The following is a 16,319-nucleotide window of genomic DNA, read 5'->3' on the forward strand; positions in this document are numbered from 1 at the left end:
TCTTAAGCGCGGCAGGCACGGCAGGGGCGCGCGTCGGGCGTCCCGCGCGCCCCCCGCCGCTCACTCCACCGCCTGCGATTGCTCGATCGCGTCCTCGCGGCGCTCCCGGCGGTTGCACGCGAGCACCTTCTTGCGGACGCGCACCGCGTCGGGCGTGACCTCGACGAGCTCGTCGCCGTCGATCCACTCCATCGCCGTCTCGATCGTGAGCAGCCGCGGGCTGGCCAGGAGGACGTTCTCGTCCTTGCCGTGGTTGCGCACGTTCGACAGCTTCTTCTCCTTGATGACGTTGACGTCGGTGTCGTTCGGCCGGTTGTGCTCGCCGATGATCATCCCCTCGTAGACCTCGACGCCGGGGACGATGAAGAACATGCCGCGCGGCTGCAGGTGGTGCAGCGCGTACGGGGTCGCCACGCCGACGCGATCGGCGACGATGGCGCCGGTCGGGCGGCGCATCATCGGGCCGCCCCAGGGCGCCCAGCCGTCGAACATCGTGTTGAGCAGGCCCGTCCCGCGCGTCGCCGTCAGGAACTCGCCGCGGAAGCCGATGAGCCCGCGCGAGGGCACCCGGAACTCGAGGCGGGCGCGGCCGAAGCCGGGGTTCGTCATCTTCACCATCCGGCCGCGCCGGGAGCTGAGGCGCTCGGTCACGATGCCGACGTAGGTGTCCGGCACGTCCACGACCACGAGCTCGAGCGGCTCCATCACCTCGCCGTCGATCTCGCGCGTCACCACCTCGGGGTTCGAGAGCTGCATCTCGTACCCCTCGCGCCGCATCGTCTCGACCAGGATGGCGAGCTGGAGCTCGCCGCGGCCGAGCACCACGAACGTGTCGGGCACCTCGGTCGGCTCCACCCGGATCGCGAGGTTCTTCATCGCCTCGCGCTCGAGCCGCTCCTTCAGGTGACGGCTCGTCAGGAATTTCGACTGCTTGCACTTGCCGGCGAACGTCGACGTGTTGACGCCGATCTTCATCTTGATCGTCGGCTCCTCGACGACGATCCGCGGCAGCGCCTCGGGGTGCGCCGGATCCGTGATCGTGTCGCCGATCGTGACCGCGTCGATCCCGGCGATCGCGATCACCTCGCCCGCGACGGCGCTCTCGACGGCGACGCGCTTCAGCCCCTCGTAGGCGTAGAGCATCTTCACGTAGCCGCGCGACTGCCCGCCCTCGGCGAGGAGCGCGACGTCGGCGCCGGACCGGGCGGTGCCGCGGACCACGCGGCCGACCGCGAGCCGGCCCACGTACTCGTCGTGCGTCGTGTTGCAGACGATGACCTGGAGCGGACCGTCGGGGTCGCCCGAGGGGCCGGGGACCCGCTCGAGGATGGTCTCGAAGAGCGGCTCGAGGTCCTTCGCCTCGTGCTCGAGCTCTCGCTTCGCCTGGCCGAACTTCGCGATCGCGTAGAGCGTCGAGAAGTCCATCTGCGCGTCGCTCGCCTCGAGGTCGCAGAAGAGGTCGAACACCTCGGAGAGCACCTCGTGGGCGCGCGCGTCGCTCCGGTCGATCTTGTTGATGACCACGATGACCGGGAAGCCGCGCTGGAGGCACTTCGAGAGCACGAAGCGCGTCTGCGGCAGCGGGCCCTCGGCGGCGTCGACGAGGAGGAGCGCCCCGTCGGCCATCATGAGCGTGCGCTCGACCTCGCCGCCGAAGTCGGAGTGGCCGGGCGTGTCGACGATGTTGATCTTGACCCCGCGGTACCGGATGCTCGTGTTCTTCGCGAGGATGGTGATGCCGCGCTCCCGCTCGAGGTCGTTCGAGTCCATGACCCGCTCGGCCACGACCTCGTTCTCTCGGAAGGCGCCCGACTGGCGGAGCATGTGATCGACGAGGGTCGTCTTCCCGTGGTCGACGTGGGCGACGATGGCGATATTGCGGAGATCGTTACGGGGCATATACGGCGGCGGCCGTGTAGCACGCGACCCACGGAGGAGCGAGCCCATCCTCGCTAGAGCCCGAACGTTCGGCCTGCACGGCAGCGGCGCGGCAGCCGCGCAGGGAGGCGCTCGGATGGAGAGCGCGAGGCGCGCGCGTGGCGCGGGCGAGCCCTCGCCGGGCGGGCGAGGGGAGCGGTAGCGATTGACAGCCGAAGGCGCGCGGCCATAGGGTGCGCGCCGCGCTGGTGCCCGGGCGTTCGCCTGGGCCGAAGAGGGAACCCGGTGAAATTCCGGGGCTGCCCCGCAGCGGTAAGCGAGAACGACCTCCACCCCAAGCACTGGCCCGACGAGGGCTGGGAAGCGGTGGACAGTAGGGAGCCGGCCAGGCCGGAGCGCTCGCGAGCCCGAAGACCTGCCAGCGCCCGGCGGCGGGAGACATCCGGCGCCGGTTCGACCTGGGAGCCTCGAGGGAGGCGGTGAGGTCCGAGCCGGTGCAGCTCTGCCTCTGCCACGTCCCGGATACCGAACCGCCCCCGCGTCGCCTTCCGGTCGCCCGCGGGGGCGAGAGGTCGGTCCAGCGCACCGTGCGATGGCCAGCCATTTCGTCCTCGCGGAGCTCGACGCGAGCGGCCCGAAGCCGCTCCGCGCGATTGCAGCGAAGGAGGACACGAATGCTGCGCGAGACGGTCACGACGAGCCACGGGCACCGCCATCCATTTCATCTGCTCGCCGCGTTATCCATGGTGCTGGCCGCCGCGCGGCCCGCGCGCGCCGAGGGCGACACCCCCGAGGCGCCCGCTGCCCCGCCGGAGGCCGCCGCTGCAGAGCCCTCCGGTGAGGGCACGCCCGCGGGCGACGCCGCGGCGCCGGCGGGCAGCGCGGGCACGCCCGCGGGCGACGCCGCGGCGCCGGCGGGCAGCGCGGGCGCGCCCGAGGGCGACGCCGCGATCGAGGTCACGATCCAGGCGGAGAGGCCGGGCAGCGAGGCCGCGTCGCGCGTCTCCGTCGGACACCGGGAGCTCGAGCTCAGGCCGAGGCTGCGGCCGGGCGACATCCTCGAGTCGGTCCCCGGGCTCTTCGCCGTGCAGCACGCGGGCGGCGGCAAGGCGAACCAGTACTTCCTCCGCGGGTTCGACGCGGACCACGGGACCGACGTCGCCTTCTTCGTCGACGGCGTGCCCGTCAACATGGTCAGCCACGGCCACGGGCACGGCTTCACCGATCTCTACTTCATGATCCCGGAGCTCGTGACAGGGCTCGACGGCTACAAGGGGCCTTATTACGCCGGCATCGGCGACTTCGGTACGGCGGGCGCCGTCAACCTGCGCTTCGCCGAGAAGCTCGAGGAGAGCTACGCGCAGGTCAGCCTGGGGCAGTACGGTATCCAGCGCGGCCTCGTCATCGCCTCGCCGGATCTCGGCGACGCGTGGCGCGCTGTGGCCGCGGCGGAGATCTACCGGAACGACGGGCCGTTCCTGAGCCCGGAGCGGCTCAAGCGCTTCAATGTGTACCTGCGGGCCACGCACGATCTCGGCGACACCGGGAAGGTCCAGATGACATGGATGTCGTATGGATCGACCTGGCACGGCTCCGGCCAGATCCCCGCGCGCGCCGTCTGCGGCGAGGGCGAGCAGGGCGGGCTGAACCCGCCGCCGTCGGCGTTCGGACAGCCGTGCATCGACCATTTCGGCGCCGTGGATCCGACCGAGGGCGGGGCGACCGAGCGGCACATGGCGTCCCTCGCCTACTCGACGGCGTGGCGGGACGCCGATCTGAGCGCGCTGGCCTACCTCGTTCGCTACCGCTTCACGCTGTACTCGAACTTCACGTTCTTCAGCGAGGACGCCGTCCACGGCGACCAGATCGAGCAGAACGACGACCGCACCGTCGGGGGCGCCGATCTCCGGTTCCGCAGGCAATACGAGATCGGCGGGGCGAGGTTCACGACCTCGCTCGGCGCGCAGATCCGCGCGGACGCGATCGACAAATCCCTCCACCACGACGAGGCGCGCGAGCGGATCGAGGAGAAGAGCAGGACCCACGTCGACGAGAGCCAGATCGGCGTCTACGTCGAGCAGGACGCCCGGCTCCGGCGCTGGCTCCGCGTCGTGCTCGGGGCGCGTGGGCAGTGGATCGACGTCAACGTGGACGACCCGGGCGAGGACCTCGAGAGGACGGGGAACAGAGCGAGCGGCACCCGGGGGCAGATGCAGCTGCTCCCGAAGCTCACGGCGATCGTGTCGCCCGTCGAGGGGCTCGATCTCTTCGCCCACTTCGGGCGGGGCTTCCACTCGAACGACGCGCAGGGCGCGGTGCTGGGCGAGGGGGCGGCGACGCTGATCACGCCCGCGACGGGCTACGAGGTCGGCGTGCGGGTCGCGCCCTTGCGCGGGCTGTCGCTGAGCGGGGCCGGGTTCCTCCTCGACGTGGACTCGGAGCTTGTGTGGAGCGGCGACGCGGGCGCGACCGAGGCGTCGGGGCAGACGCGGCGCTACGGGATCGAGATCGGCGGGCGCTACCGCCTCGGGAGCTGGCTGTTCGCGGACGTGGACGCGACCTTCACCCGCGCGCGCTTCCGCGAGAACGCCGGCAACGCGAGCGCGGTCGCCCTCGCGCCGACCCGGACGCTGACCGCGGGCGTCGGCGTCCGCCCGACGTTCGGCGCGTTCACGCCGTTCGCGGCGCTGCGGGTCAAGGCGATCGGCGCGCGGCCCGCGACCGAGGACGAGTCGCTCACCGCCGAGGGGTTCACGGTCGTCGACGCCAACGCCGGGCTGCGGTGGAAGCACGTCGAGGTGGCCGTGGACATCCAGAACCTCTTCGACACGACGTGGCGCGAGGTCCAGTTCGCGAGCGAGTCGCGGCTGCCGTACGAGCCGGCCCCGGTCACCGGGATCCACTACTCGCCGGGGTGGCCGTTCACGGCGATCGGGCGGGCGACGCTTTACTGGGAGTAGGCGCATCGCCGCCTGAAGCGGTGTCGACTCCGACGGTCCGCGCCGTCCCCGCCGCGCGTTCCACTCCACTCATGCCGGGTGGTCCGCAGGAATGCGCGACAACCCTGCTCTCGACCCATCCACGGCGCCGTCATGGCCCCTCCACGCTGCGGCTGGCCGGGGAGCTGGGGCGCCGTAGCGCTCGTCAATCGCGGTGTCCTCGAGGTCGGGTGGCTCGCGCTGGACACGCTCGATGGCTCCACAATCGATGAGTCCGCCTTGGCACGCTCGAGCCGCTCCAGCGGGTCGCGGCGGCCCTGCGCCGCCACCGGCGGACGCTCTCGGCGCCGGCTCATGGGGTCATTGCTGTGCTCGTCACTCGCCGCTGCCGGCCGCCGCGATGACGGCTCGCGGACGCGGAGAGCAGGACAGGAAGGGAGAGCACGGCGTGGCGAACGTGTAACCATGCTGTAGGCTGTGCCGCATGGATCCGACAGGGCTCGGCGCCGATCTGCAGTTCCGCATGCTGGTCGAAGGCGTGAAGGACTACGCCATCTTCATGCTGGACACCGAGGGTCGCGTGATCACGTGGAACGCAGGCGCCGAGCAGATCAAAGGATACTCCGCGCAAGAGGTGATCGGCACGCACTTCTCGCGATTCTATCCGGCCGAGGCGATCGAGCGGAAGTGGCCACAGACAGAGCTCGCCGAGGCGCGGCGCGTAGGCCGCTTCGAGGACGAAGGCTGGCGCGTGCGCAAGGACGGCTCGATGTTCTGGGCGAACGTCATCATCACGGCCCTCTACGGCCCCGACGGCGAGCTGCGCGGCTTCGCCAAGATCACGCGCGATCTGACCGAGCGCAAGCGCCAGGAAGAGTCGCTGCGGCACAGCGAGGAGCGCTTCCGCACGCTGGTCGAAGGCGTGAAGGATTACGCCATCTTCATGCTCGACCCCGAGGGCCGGGTGGCCACGTGGAACGCCGGCGCGGAGCGGATCAAGGGATACTCCGCGCAAGAGGTGATCGGCACGCACTTCTCGCGCTTCTATCCGGCCGAGGCGATCGCGCGCGGCCGGCCAGAGACGGTGCTCGCCGAAGCGCGGCGCGAAGGCAGCTTCGAGGACGAAGGCTGGCGCGTGCGCAAGGACGGCTCGTCGTTCTGGGCGAGCGTCCTCGTCACGGCCATCCGCGGCCCGAACGGCGAGCTGCGCGGCTTCACCAAGATCACGCGCGACCTGAGCGAGCGCAAGCGCCTGGAACAGATGGAGTCCAACGCGCGCCAGATGGAGGAGTTCGTGGCGATGCTGGCGCACGAGCTGCGCAATCCGCTGGCGCCGATCGCCAACGCGACAAGCGTCCTCAAGCTCGAAGGCAAGGACAACGCCCAGGTCGTCTGGGCGGCCGGCCTGATGGAACGACAGCTCGGTCAGCTCGTGCGGCTCGTCGACGATCTGCTCGACGTGAGCCGCATCACGCGCGGCAAGATCGCCCTCGAGTCCAAGCGCATCGATCTCGCCGACGTGGTGGCGCGCGCGGCGGAAGCGTCCCGGACCTGGATCGACGCGCGCGAGCAGGTCCTCGAGGTGCAGCTGCCCGCCGAGCCGCTCGCCATCGTCCAGGGCGACCTGGCGCGGCTCACGCAGGTGGTGAGCAACCTGCTGCACAACGCGGCGAAGTTCACGCCGCCCCGCGGCTCGATCCGGGTCACCGTGGAGGCGGACGGCGCGCACGCGACGCTCCGTGTCCGCGACAACGGCGCGGGGATATCGCCCGAGCTGCTGCCGCAGGTGTTCGACCTGTTCACGCAGGGGGATCGCGGCCTCGATCGCTCCGAGGGCGGGCTGGGCCTCGGGTTGACGATCGTGCGCCGGCTGGTCGAGCTGCACGGCGGGACGGTCCAGGCGCTCAGCGAGGGGCCCGGCCGCGGCAGCGAGTTCATCGTGCGATTGCCGCGGCGGACGCGCCCTCTCGCGCCGCCGACGGTGGGCGCGCCCGCAGCGCAAGCGGGGCGCAAGCTGCGCGTCCTCGTCGTCGACGACAACCGAGACTCGGCCGAGAGCATGGCGCTGCTGCTGAAGCGCATGGGCCACGACGTGCACGCCGTGTTCGACGGTCCTTCAGCGCTCGATCTCGCGGCGCAGCTCCAGCCGGACGTCGTGCTGCTCGATATCGGCATGCCGGGCATGACAGGCTATGACGTCGCGCGCGCGCTGCGTCGCATTCCGGGCCTCGCGGGCATATCGCTGTTGGCGATGACCGGTTACGGCCAGGAAGCGGACCGCCGCATGAGCCGGGAGGCCGGGTTCGACGTGCACCTGGTCAAGCCGATCCGCGCGGACGTGCTGAGACAGCACCTGGCGGACATCTCCGCTCGTCCTGGCGCCGGCTGAGCGCCTCATCCCGTCACGCGCCCCCGAGGCGAGGGCGATTCCGCCGTGGCGTCGGCAGGCACCATCCGAGCGGTTCTTCGCCCGCTGTAAGCTGCGCCCGGCCGCCCCGTTGCGGAGAGGTGCGCCGCGGCCATCTCGCCGAGGCCTCCTCAACGAGGGCTCCCATGCCGTTCTCTGTCCACACGACCCACGCCGCGGCGCGCTGGCGCCTGTCCACGGCGTCCGCCCCGCTCTTCCTGGCGCTCTTTTCGCTCCTCCTCGTGGGCTGCGGCCCCCGCCTCGTCCCGTTCACGCACGAGCTCCGGGTGCAGCACGACCTGAGCGACAGCGACGTGAAGAACCTCCAATTCTACGTCTCGCACCAGATCGCGCTGCGCCGCGAGCTCACGGCCGAGAGCTCGCAGGTGACGAGCAGCCACAAGCTCCTGCTCGTCTCCGGGAAGGTCATCGAGGAGGTCGTCGTCGAGGAGCGCACGCCCGGCGTCGTGGTCGCCGCCCGCGGCGGCGCCCTGTCGGTGAGCTTCGAGCCCGGCGCGTCGCTCACGTTCTCCGCAGGCCCCGAGCCCTTCGCCTCCTCGCCGCTCGCGCCGCCCGCGCCGTCGTTCCCGGGCTTCGCGACCCCGCCCGACCCGTTCCCCGGCAACGCGGAGCCGCTCCTCGCCAGCCCGAGCGCGGCCGGCGACGGCGGCGGCCCCGGCGGCAACTACTGGCTCGCGGCCGGGCCAGGCCGCGAGATCCGTTACCAGGGCAAGGTGTTCTCGGCGATCGAGGACAGCCTGCGGGCGCACCTCCTGATCGACGCCGACGCGCTCGACGAGGTCGTCGAGCGCCGCACCGTCCTCCCGGGCGTCCGCCTCCCCGGCCGCTGACGCGCGGAGGCGCGCCCCGCCGTGAGCCCGGGCGCCGTTGCGAGGGCGCGCGCCCTGCGCTTCCATGCCGCCCGCCTCGTGACCACGCCGCCGCCGCTCCCGACCGCCGTGCTCCGCGCCCCGCGCGTTCGCGCAGAGCTCGTCGCGACCGGCTGGGAGCTGTTCTCGGCGCTCCTGTTCCTCTCCGCCGTCGTTCCCGCCGCCCTCACGACGCCGTGGCCGGCGATCCTGCTGCTCGCCTCCCTGGCCGCCTCGGCCGCGCTCTCGGGCGCGCTGACCCGCGGCGGCGACCGTGGCTTCGCCGTCGCCGCGGCGATCCGCACCCTCTCGTGGCCGCTCGCGGTCTTGCCGCTCGCGTTCCGAGGCGTCCCGACCGCGCCCCCCTCCTGGCCAGGGCCGCTCGGGATCGGCCGCGCGACGCCGCCGTCGTGGCTCGGCCTCCTGGTGACCGCGGTCGCCTTCGGCGTCATGGCGGGCGGCATGCGCCGCGCGATCTACCGCGCCCTGCTCCGCGAAGGCGCCGTCGAGGGCGGCGCCGGAGACGCCGCCTCGGCGCGCGCCCTCGCCGCGGCGCTCCGGCCGAGGCTCGCGGAGTCGGCGGCGACCGCGGGCATCGTCGGCGGGCACGTCATGCTGCTCTTCTGCGTCGCGTTCCTCCGCACCCAGAGCCAGGTCGTGTTCCAGGCGTGGTTCGAGGTCGTCCCCCTCCTCGCCCTCTCCGGCACCCTCGGCTTCACCCTGGCCGTGCGCCCCGCCACGCGCCCGACCGTGGCCGCCCTCGCGGCCGGCCCTTCCGGCGACCGCGCCCTGCTCGGCCGCGGCCTCGCCAGCGCCGAGCGGCTCCCCGACGTGCTCGCCTCCTTGAACTTCGCGCTGTGGCTCGGGTGCACCGCGATCGGCATGGCCTACGTGCGCGTCAGCGCCACCTCCAGCGTCGCCGACGCGCTCATGCAGCTCGGCTTCGGCGCCCTCTTCGCCTTCGGCGTCTCGTTCTACCAGCGCGCCTGGCACAAGGACTCCGTCGCCCGCGCGGTGGACCTCCTGCGCGCCTGGACGGGCGCGCCCGAGCACGGCGGCGCGCCCCCGATGCCCCTCCGGCGGCGCATGCTCCGCGACTTCGGGCTGCCCCTCCTGTTCACGGGGCTGCTCTCGCTCTTCTCCTCGATCGGCCTCTACCGCGCGCTCGCCACCGGCTCCTCCTTCGACGAGGACTTCAACGCCATCGCCGCGCTCTTCGCCTCGCTGTCCCTCCTCGTGCTCGCCGCCCTCGGCGTGGTCGCGCGGGCGGCGCGCGAGCTCTCCCGGCCGATGGCGCGGCTCGCCCGCGCCGCCGACGAGGTCGCGCGCGGCGAGCTCGACGCCGCCGTGCCGCGGCTGTCGGGGCCGAAGGAGGTCGTGGGCCTCGGCGAGAGCGTCGAGCGCATGCGGCAGGCCCTGTCCCGGACGATCGCCGAGCTCGAGGCCGAGCGCGCCGGCCTCGAGGAGAACGTCGCCGCGCGCACCGCCGAGCTCACGCGCGCCCTGTCCGAGCTGAAGCGGGCGCAGGCCGCGCTCATCCAGGGCGAGCGGCTCGCCTCCATCGGCGAGCTCGTGGCCGGCGTGGCGCACGAGATCTACAACCCGCTGAACGCCATCGCCGGCGCCGCCCAGCCGATCGAGGAGCGCGCCGCGGAGCTCCGCGCCGTCCTCGACGCGTACCGCGAGGCGGAGCGCGATCTCCCGGAAGACCGCCGCCGCGCGCTCGAGGCGCTCCGCGAGCGCCTCCAGACCGAGGCGGCGCTCGACGATCTCGTCGGCATCTCGACCCTCGTCCACCGCGCTGTCGAGCGCAGCGTCCGCATCGTCACGAACCTGAAGAGCTTCTCGCGCGTCTCGGGGGAGCCGCTGCCGGTCGACCTGCACGCGGGGCTCGAGGAGACGCTGCTCCTGCTCGGCCCGCGGCTCCGGCAGGCCCGCATCGAGGTGATCAGGCGCTACGGCGAGCTGCCGCCCGTCACCTGCCGGGGCGGCGAGATCAACCAGGTGTTCATGAACCTCCTCGTCAACGCCATCCAGGCGCTCGAGGCGCCGCCGGCGCCCGCCGCGCCGGCCGAGGAGGGGGCCTCCGGCGGCGGCGCGGCGCCGCGGACGCCCGGCGCGCCGGCGATCTGCGTCGAGACCTGGATCGACGAGGACATGGCGGCCGTCGCCATCTCGGACAGCGGGCCGGGCGTCCCGCCGGACCTCGCGCAGCGCATCTTCGATCCGTTCTTCACCACGAAGCCGCGAGGGCAGGGGACCGGCCTCGGGCTGTCGATCTCGACCGACATCGTCCGCAGGCACGGCGGCACGCTCGCCCTCGCGCCGGCAGAGGACGGGCGCGGCGCAGGCCCGCGCCCGTCCTCTGCCGGCGCGAAAGCCTCGTTCCACGGCGCGCGCTTCGTCTGTCGCTTACCCCTCGATCCTCGCCCAGCGAGCGCCCGTCCGCAAGGCGATGCCCCCCCGCCCGCACGGCCGCCCGCGGAGGCGTGCCCGCCCGCACGGCCGCCCGCAGAGGCGTGCCCGCCCGTACGACCTGTCGCGCAGGCTTGACGCGCGCGCCATCGGCGCCGGTCTCCCACCCCACCTCCAAACGGAGCGCGAAGAGATTCATCGCCACCCGACCGCGGGCCCGTAGACCAGCTGTTTCAAACCGGATACGTTCAGCGAGCGATCCGACTCACCGCACAGCGCAATAAGGCCCTGAGAGACGCGAACGGCTCATCTGGGGAAGCGCTGAGGAGAAACGAAGGCACCATGGAGCGCGCGATTCAGCGACCGGCAGGTCCCAAGGCTTCGAGCACCGATCCGTTGATCGGCAAGGTCGTGGCCGGCAGGTACCGGCTCGAGGCACGGCTTGGCGAAGGCGGCATGGGCGTCGTTTATCGCGCTCGCCACGTGCTGATCGACCGGGTCGTCGCCCTGAAGCTCATCCGGCCCGATCTCCGCGGAGAGACCCACCTCCGCGCGTGGATGCTGCGCGAGGCGCGCGCCGCAAACCGCGTTGATCACGCCCACATCATCGATATCCACGACATCGGCGAGACCGAGGAGGGCGAGCTCTATCTCGTCATGGAATACCTCGTCGGCACGCCGCTCTCGGCGGAGCTCGCGCGCGGCCCGATGCCGATCGCGCGATCGGTGGACATCCTCGAGCAGATGTGCGCCGCGCTCGCGCGCGCCCACGACCTCGGCGTCGTGCACCGCGACCTGAAGAGCGACAACATCCTGCTCACCCACCGCGGCGGCCGGAAGGATTTCGTCAAGATCCTCGACTTCGGCCTCGCCGCCATCGCGCGCGACCCGCGCCTCGCCCCGAAGGGCGCGGTCTTCGGGACGCCCGAGTACATGTCGCCCGAGCAGGCGCGCGGCGAGGAGGCGACGGCGCAGTCCGACCTCTACGCGCTCGGCGTGCTCTTCTTCGAGATGCTGACCGGGCAGCTCCCCTTCCGCGCGAACGACCGGGACACGCTCCTCGAGATGCAGCGGACCCACGCGCCGCCGCGGCCCCGCTCGATCCGCCCCGACGCGCACTCGCAGGGCGAGGCGATCGTGCTGCGCCTGCTCGAGAAGGACATCCGCAAGCGCTACCGCGACGCCCACCACCTCCAGGAGGAGCTGAAGGCGCTCCAGCGCGGGCTCCCGGCCCACGCGTGGGAGGTCGAGGGGAGCGACGGCGTGCCGGTGCCGCCGCCGCCGCCGCCGCCGCAGAGCGCCGGCGTCATCGAGTGGGCGAGCCGGGCGGCCCTGTTCTCGCGCATGGTCTCCCGCGCCTACCCGTCAGGGCAGGTGCCGCAGGAGGTCCAGAACGGCCTTGCGCAGGCCTGGGACCTCGCCGCCCGCGCCAACAAGCTCGAGGGCGAGGTCGCGAGCCTCACCCGCAAGCTCGAGGCGCTCGAGCGCCGCGGCCGCGCGCTGCGCGCCGAGATCGGCCGCAAGGTCGAGGAGCTCGCGCACGAGGAGTCGCGCGTGATGCGCGAGGCGATGGCCGACGGCGAGGACGTCGAGAAGGTCCGCGTCGAGCTCGCCGCCGCCGAGAAGCTCGCGCTGTCCGCGCGCCAGCTGGCGGACGGGGCGGCCCGCCAGGGCAACCACGATCCGCTCGTCTACGAGCGCGCGGGCGCGGCCGGCGCGACAGCGCAGGCGAAGCGCGAGCAGCTCGGGCGTTACGAGCACAAGAAGAACACGCGCGAGGCGAACGCGCGCGACCTGCGCCGCCAGATCGACGAGCTCCGCGCCCAGCTCGCCCGCTACGCCGAGGCCCTGGAGGAGGACCTGGCGCAGGGGCGCGAGCGCGTCGCGGCGCGCACGCGCGAGGGGCTCGCCTACGAGAAGTCGTTCAGCGAGGCCTCGAACCTGCTGCTGAGCCACCTCCGCAACAAGCCGGAGTGTCGCGATCTCGTGGCGGAGCTCCTCACGTCCCACGCCAGCCCTGGCGCGGACTCGGGCTCGGATCAGCGGCTCTCCGGCTCGGATCGGCGGCTGAACAACGCGACCGAGCGCAACTGAACACGGCCGAGCACAGCTGAACACGATCGAGCGCGGCTGAAAGCGTCCGAGCGCAGCTGAATGCGACCGAACGCGACAGCGTGTGACGGCGTTCGGTCGTCAGCGCTCGTTTCTTTTCCCACCATCGTACGTAATCTCCCATCATCGTACGTAATTTCCCTAAGTTATCTCCTGACGTCGCGCAGCTGACAGGCCTTCTCGTCGTGGGCGCGCATCGCGCCCTCTCGACGGCGTCTCTGGTGCATGGTAGCTAGCGCGCGCCTCGGGGGTCCGGTCACGGTGGAGGCATGCCTGGCAGCACTGGGCACTCCGTCACCCTCCGGTCGTCGAGGGACGAGGCTGTGCTGAAGCGTCGGCGTTAGAGCAAGAGCCCATCCGGCAGCGCGCCGGTCCCCTTCCCCTTTACGCAGGCGGCCAACCCCTCGGAACCACGAAGCAGCGGGCGGCGATGGCGCCGTCTTCTGCCTCTGATTTTGCGATGGAGGCACACCGTCCATGAACGTTCTCCGGTCCCACAAGGCCTGGCTCGCACCGCTGCTGGCCGGGCTCGCTGCGCTTGCCCTGCTGCTCAGCGGCGGGCTCGCCAGCGCCAGTGAATCCGATCTGATCCTCCCCGACCTAGGCACCCAGTCCTTCGGCGGCGTCGACGGCCGCACGCTCCTCATGGGCGGCATCGGCGTCTGCGCGCTCGGGTTCGTGTTCGGGCTCGTCACCTTCTCGCAGCTGAACAAGCTGCCGGTCCACCGCGCGATGCGGGAGATCTCGGAGCTCATCTACGAGACCTGCAAGACGTACCTGGTCACGCAGTTCAAGTTCATCCTGATGCTCGAGATCCTGATCGGCGCGGTCATGGTTCTCTACTTCGGCGTGCTGCGTCACATGGATGCCGCGAAGGTCGTGGTCATCCTGCTGGCCAGCCTGGTCGGCATCGCTGGAAGCTGCGGCGTCGCCTGGTTCGGCATGCGCATCAACACGTTCGCGAACTCGCGCGCCGCGTTCGCGAGCCTCAAGGGCAAGCCGTTCCCGACGTACGCGATCCCGCTCAAGGCCGGGATGAGCATCGGCGCGGTCCTCATCAGCACCGAGCTCATGCTCATGCTGATGATCCTGCTCTTCATCCCCGCCGACTACGCCGGCCCGTGCTTCATCGGCTTCGCCATCGGCGAGTCGCTCGGCGCCTCCGCGCTCCGCATCGCGGGCGGCATCTTCACGAAGATCGCCGACATCGGCTCCGACCTGATGAAGATCGTCTTCAACATCAAGGAAGACGACGCGCGCAACCCGGGCGTCATCGCCGACTGCACCGGCGACAACGCCGGCGACTCGGTCGGCCCGAGCGCCGACGGCTTCGAGACCTACGGCGTGACCGGCGTCGCCCTCATCTCGTTCATCCTCCTCGCCGTCCCCGACCACGCCGTCCAGGTCCAGCTGCTCGTCTGGATCTTCGTGATGCGCATCGTGATGGTCCTCGCGAGCATCGGCTCTTACCTCCTCAACGAGGCGATCGCGAAGGGGTCCTACGCCGACGCCGACAAGATGAACTTCGAGGCCCCCCTGACGCGCCTCGTCTGGCTGACCTCGATCGTGTCGGTCGCGCTCACCTACGCCGTGTCGGCGTTCATGATCCCGAACCTCGGCGGCGATACGACGCTCTGGTGGAAGCTCTCGTCGATCATCACCTGCGGCACCCTGGCGGGCGCCATCATCCCGGAGATGATCAAGATCTTCACCTCGACCGAGTCGCGCCACGTCCGCGAGGTCGTGACCGCGTCGCGCGAGGGCGGCGCCTCGCTGAACGTCCTGTCGGGCCTGACGGCCGGCAACTTCAGCGCGTACTGGATGGGCATCGTCCTCGTCGTGCTGATGGGCATCTCGTACTACTTCTCCGCCCAGGGCCTCGGGCAGCTCATGATCGCCGAGAGCGTGTTCGCCTTCGGCCTCGTGGCGTTCGGCTTCCTCGGCATGGGCCCGGTGACCATCGCGGTCGACTCCTACGGCCCGGTGACCGACAACGCGCAGTCGGTCTACGAGCTCTCGCTCATCGAGAACGTCCCGAACGTCGAGGCTGAGCTGAAGAAGGATTTCGGGTTCACCCCGAACTTCGACAAGGCGAAGCATTACCTCGAGGAGAACGACGGCGCGGGCAACACCTTCAAGGCGACGGCCAAGCCGGTGCTCATCGGGACGGCGGTCGTCGGATCGACGACGCTGATCTTCTCCATCATCGTCGTGCTCACGAACAAGCTGACGTCGAACGTGGACAAGCTCTCGCTGCTCCACCCGCCGTTCCTGCTCGGCCTCGTGACGGGCGGCGCGATCATCTACTGGTTCACCGGCGCGTCGACCCAGGCGGTCTCGACCGGCGCTTACCGCGCTGTCGAGTTCATCAAGGCGAACATCCGCCTCGAGGGCGTGGAGAAGGCCTCGATCACCGACAGCAAGAAGGTGGTCGAGATCTGCACGCAGTACGCGCAGCGGGGGATGTTCAACATCTTCCTCGGCGTCTTCTTCTCGACGCTCGCCTTCGCCTGCCTCGAGCCGTTCTTCTTCATCGGCTACCTCATCAGCATCGCGCTCTTCGGGCTCTATCAGGCGATCTTCATGGCGAACGCCGGCGGCGCCTGGGACAACGCGAAGAAGCTCGTCGAGGTGGAGCTGAAGGAGAAGGGCACGCCGCTCCACGCGGCGACGGTCGTCGGCGACACCGTGGGCGACCCCTTCAAGGACACCTCGTCCGTCGCGATGAACCCCATCATCAAGTTCACGACGCTGTTCGGCCTCCTTGCGGTCGAGCTGGCGATCGAGATCGACCGCGGGACGAGCCTCGTGCTCGCGGGCATCTTCTTCGTGCTCTCGATGGTGTTCGTGTACCGCTCCTTCTACGGGATGCGGATCAAGTCGGACGAGAAGACGACCGCCGCTGCCGGCGCCCGCGCCACGGCCTGAGCCGGGCGTCTCCTCTCGCGCTCGGCGCTCCCTGCGCCCCGGCGCTCCCCTCACACACGCTGACCTCCCCCGCCGCCCGACGCCGCTCCGCGGTCGACGGCGCGCGGGGGGAGGGCCTTGCGCTCAGCGCGCCCGCACTATAGTGACCCTTCATGCGAGCGCTCTGCCCCACCTGCGGCTTCCATCACGAGGTAGTCCGGGTCCTCGAAGACGGACACGGCGAGCAGCGCAAGGACGTCTATCAGGTAGAGCCGCTCCTCGGCTGTGAGCGCACCTGGATCTCGGACAAGGAGCTGCTCGAAGCGCGCGCGCGCTTCGGTCAAGACGTCGTCGTGCCCGACGAGGACGACGAGTAGCGCAGCGACGACGGGCGCGCGGTGACGACAACCGCGCGGTGATGACGGGCGCGCGGTGATGGCGAGCCGCGCGGCGGCGCTGGTCCTCCGAGGGCATCTTCGCCGTGGCGTCCGCGCGTGGTCGCCGGTCGTGTGGTGCTCATGACACGCCTGCTCGAGGGTCGGGCGGTCTCTGACAACAACTCGTCGCGTGAGGGGCATTGGGGCGCCACCGTCGCCAGGCATCGTCTGCGGCCATTACCCGGCGGAGACGAGGAAATGATGACGAGGCGGACCCTGAGGACGGCGTTGCTTCTGGTGCTCGCAGGCGGCCTTGCCGCGATCGGGAGCGGTTGCGGCGAGGATGGCGCGAAGGGCGCGCCCGGTGAACAGGGCGCACCGGGCAAGGACGGCACGAACGGTGAGCAGGGGAAGC

Annotated in this window: 8 protein-coding genes and 1 riboswitch; of the genes, 7 read left to right on the plus strand and 1 reads right to left on the minus strand. The window is 71.1% G+C overall.

The window, feature by feature from the left end; all coding sequences use genetic code 11:
• Nucleotides 1–60: 60 nt before the first annotated feature.
• Complete coding sequence (typA, locus tag WMF14_RS05160; RefSeq protein WP_437297989.1) at nt 61–1,947, minus strand: translational GTPase TypA; 1,887 nt, start codon at nt 1,945–1,947, stop codon at nt 61–63.
• 160 nt (nt 1,948–2,107) lie between these two features.
• Nucleotides 2,108–2,315: riboswitch (cobalamin riboswitch) on the plus strand.
• Between the two features lie 237 nt (nt 2,316–2,552).
• Between typA and WMF14_RS05165 the strand changes: the two genes are divergently transcribed.
• The 7 genes from WMF14_RS05165 (at nt 2,553) to WMF14_RS05195 (ending at nt 15,904) form a co-directional block, all read left to right on the plus strand.
• Nucleotides 2,553–4,838 (plus strand): TonB-dependent receptor, encoded by a 2,286-nt coding sequence (locus WMF14_RS05165; protein ID WP_437799081.1) that lies wholly within the window; start codon nt 2,553–2,555, stop codon nt 4,836–4,838.
• A gap of 463 nt (nt 4,839–5,301) precedes the next feature.
• Nucleotides 5,302–7,206, plus strand: a complete 1,905-nt coding sequence (locus WMF14_RS05170) for a hybrid sensor histidine kinase/response regulator (RefSeq protein WP_437799083.1) — start codon at nt 5,302–5,304, stop codon at nt 7,204–7,206.
• Nucleotides 7,207–7,370: 164 nt separating this feature from the next.
• A complete protein-coding gene (locus WMF14_RS05175) occupies nt 7,371–8,075 on the plus strand; it encodes a DNA-directed RNA polymerase (protein ID WP_437799084.1) in 705 nt (234 codons plus the stop codon).
• A gap of 21 nt (nt 8,076–8,096) precedes the next feature.
• Nucleotides 8,097–10,646 carry a sensor histidine kinase gene (locus tag WMF14_RS05180; protein ID WP_437799085.1) on the plus strand — a complete coding sequence of 850 codons (2,550 nt, stop codon included), beginning with the start codon at nt 8,097–8,099 and terminating at the stop codon, nt 10,644–10,646.
• A gap of 204 nt (nt 10,647–10,850) precedes the next feature.
• Entirely contained in the window at nt 10,851–12,602 is a 1,752-nt protein-coding gene (locus WMF14_RS05185; RefSeq protein ID WP_437799086.1) for a protein kinase domain-containing protein, read from the plus strand.
• 495 nt (nt 12,603–13,097) lie between these two features.
• Nucleotides 13,098–15,548, plus strand: a complete 2,451-nt coding sequence (locus WMF14_RS05190; RefSeq protein ID WP_437799087.1) for a sodium-translocating pyrophosphatase — start codon at nt 13,098–13,100, stop codon at nt 15,546–15,548.
• 152 nt (nt 15,549–15,700) lie between these two features.
• Entirely contained in the window at nt 15,701–15,904 is a 204-nt protein-coding gene (locus WMF14_RS05195; RefSeq protein WP_272100273.1) for a hypothetical protein, read from the plus strand.
• The last annotated feature ends 415 nt before the right edge of the window (nt 15,905–16,319 follow it).

Source organism: Sorangium sp. So ce693 (assembly GCF_051521375.1).
Lineage (GTDB): Bacteria > Myxococcota_A > Polyangia > Polyangiales > Polyangiaceae > Sorangium > Sorangium atrum.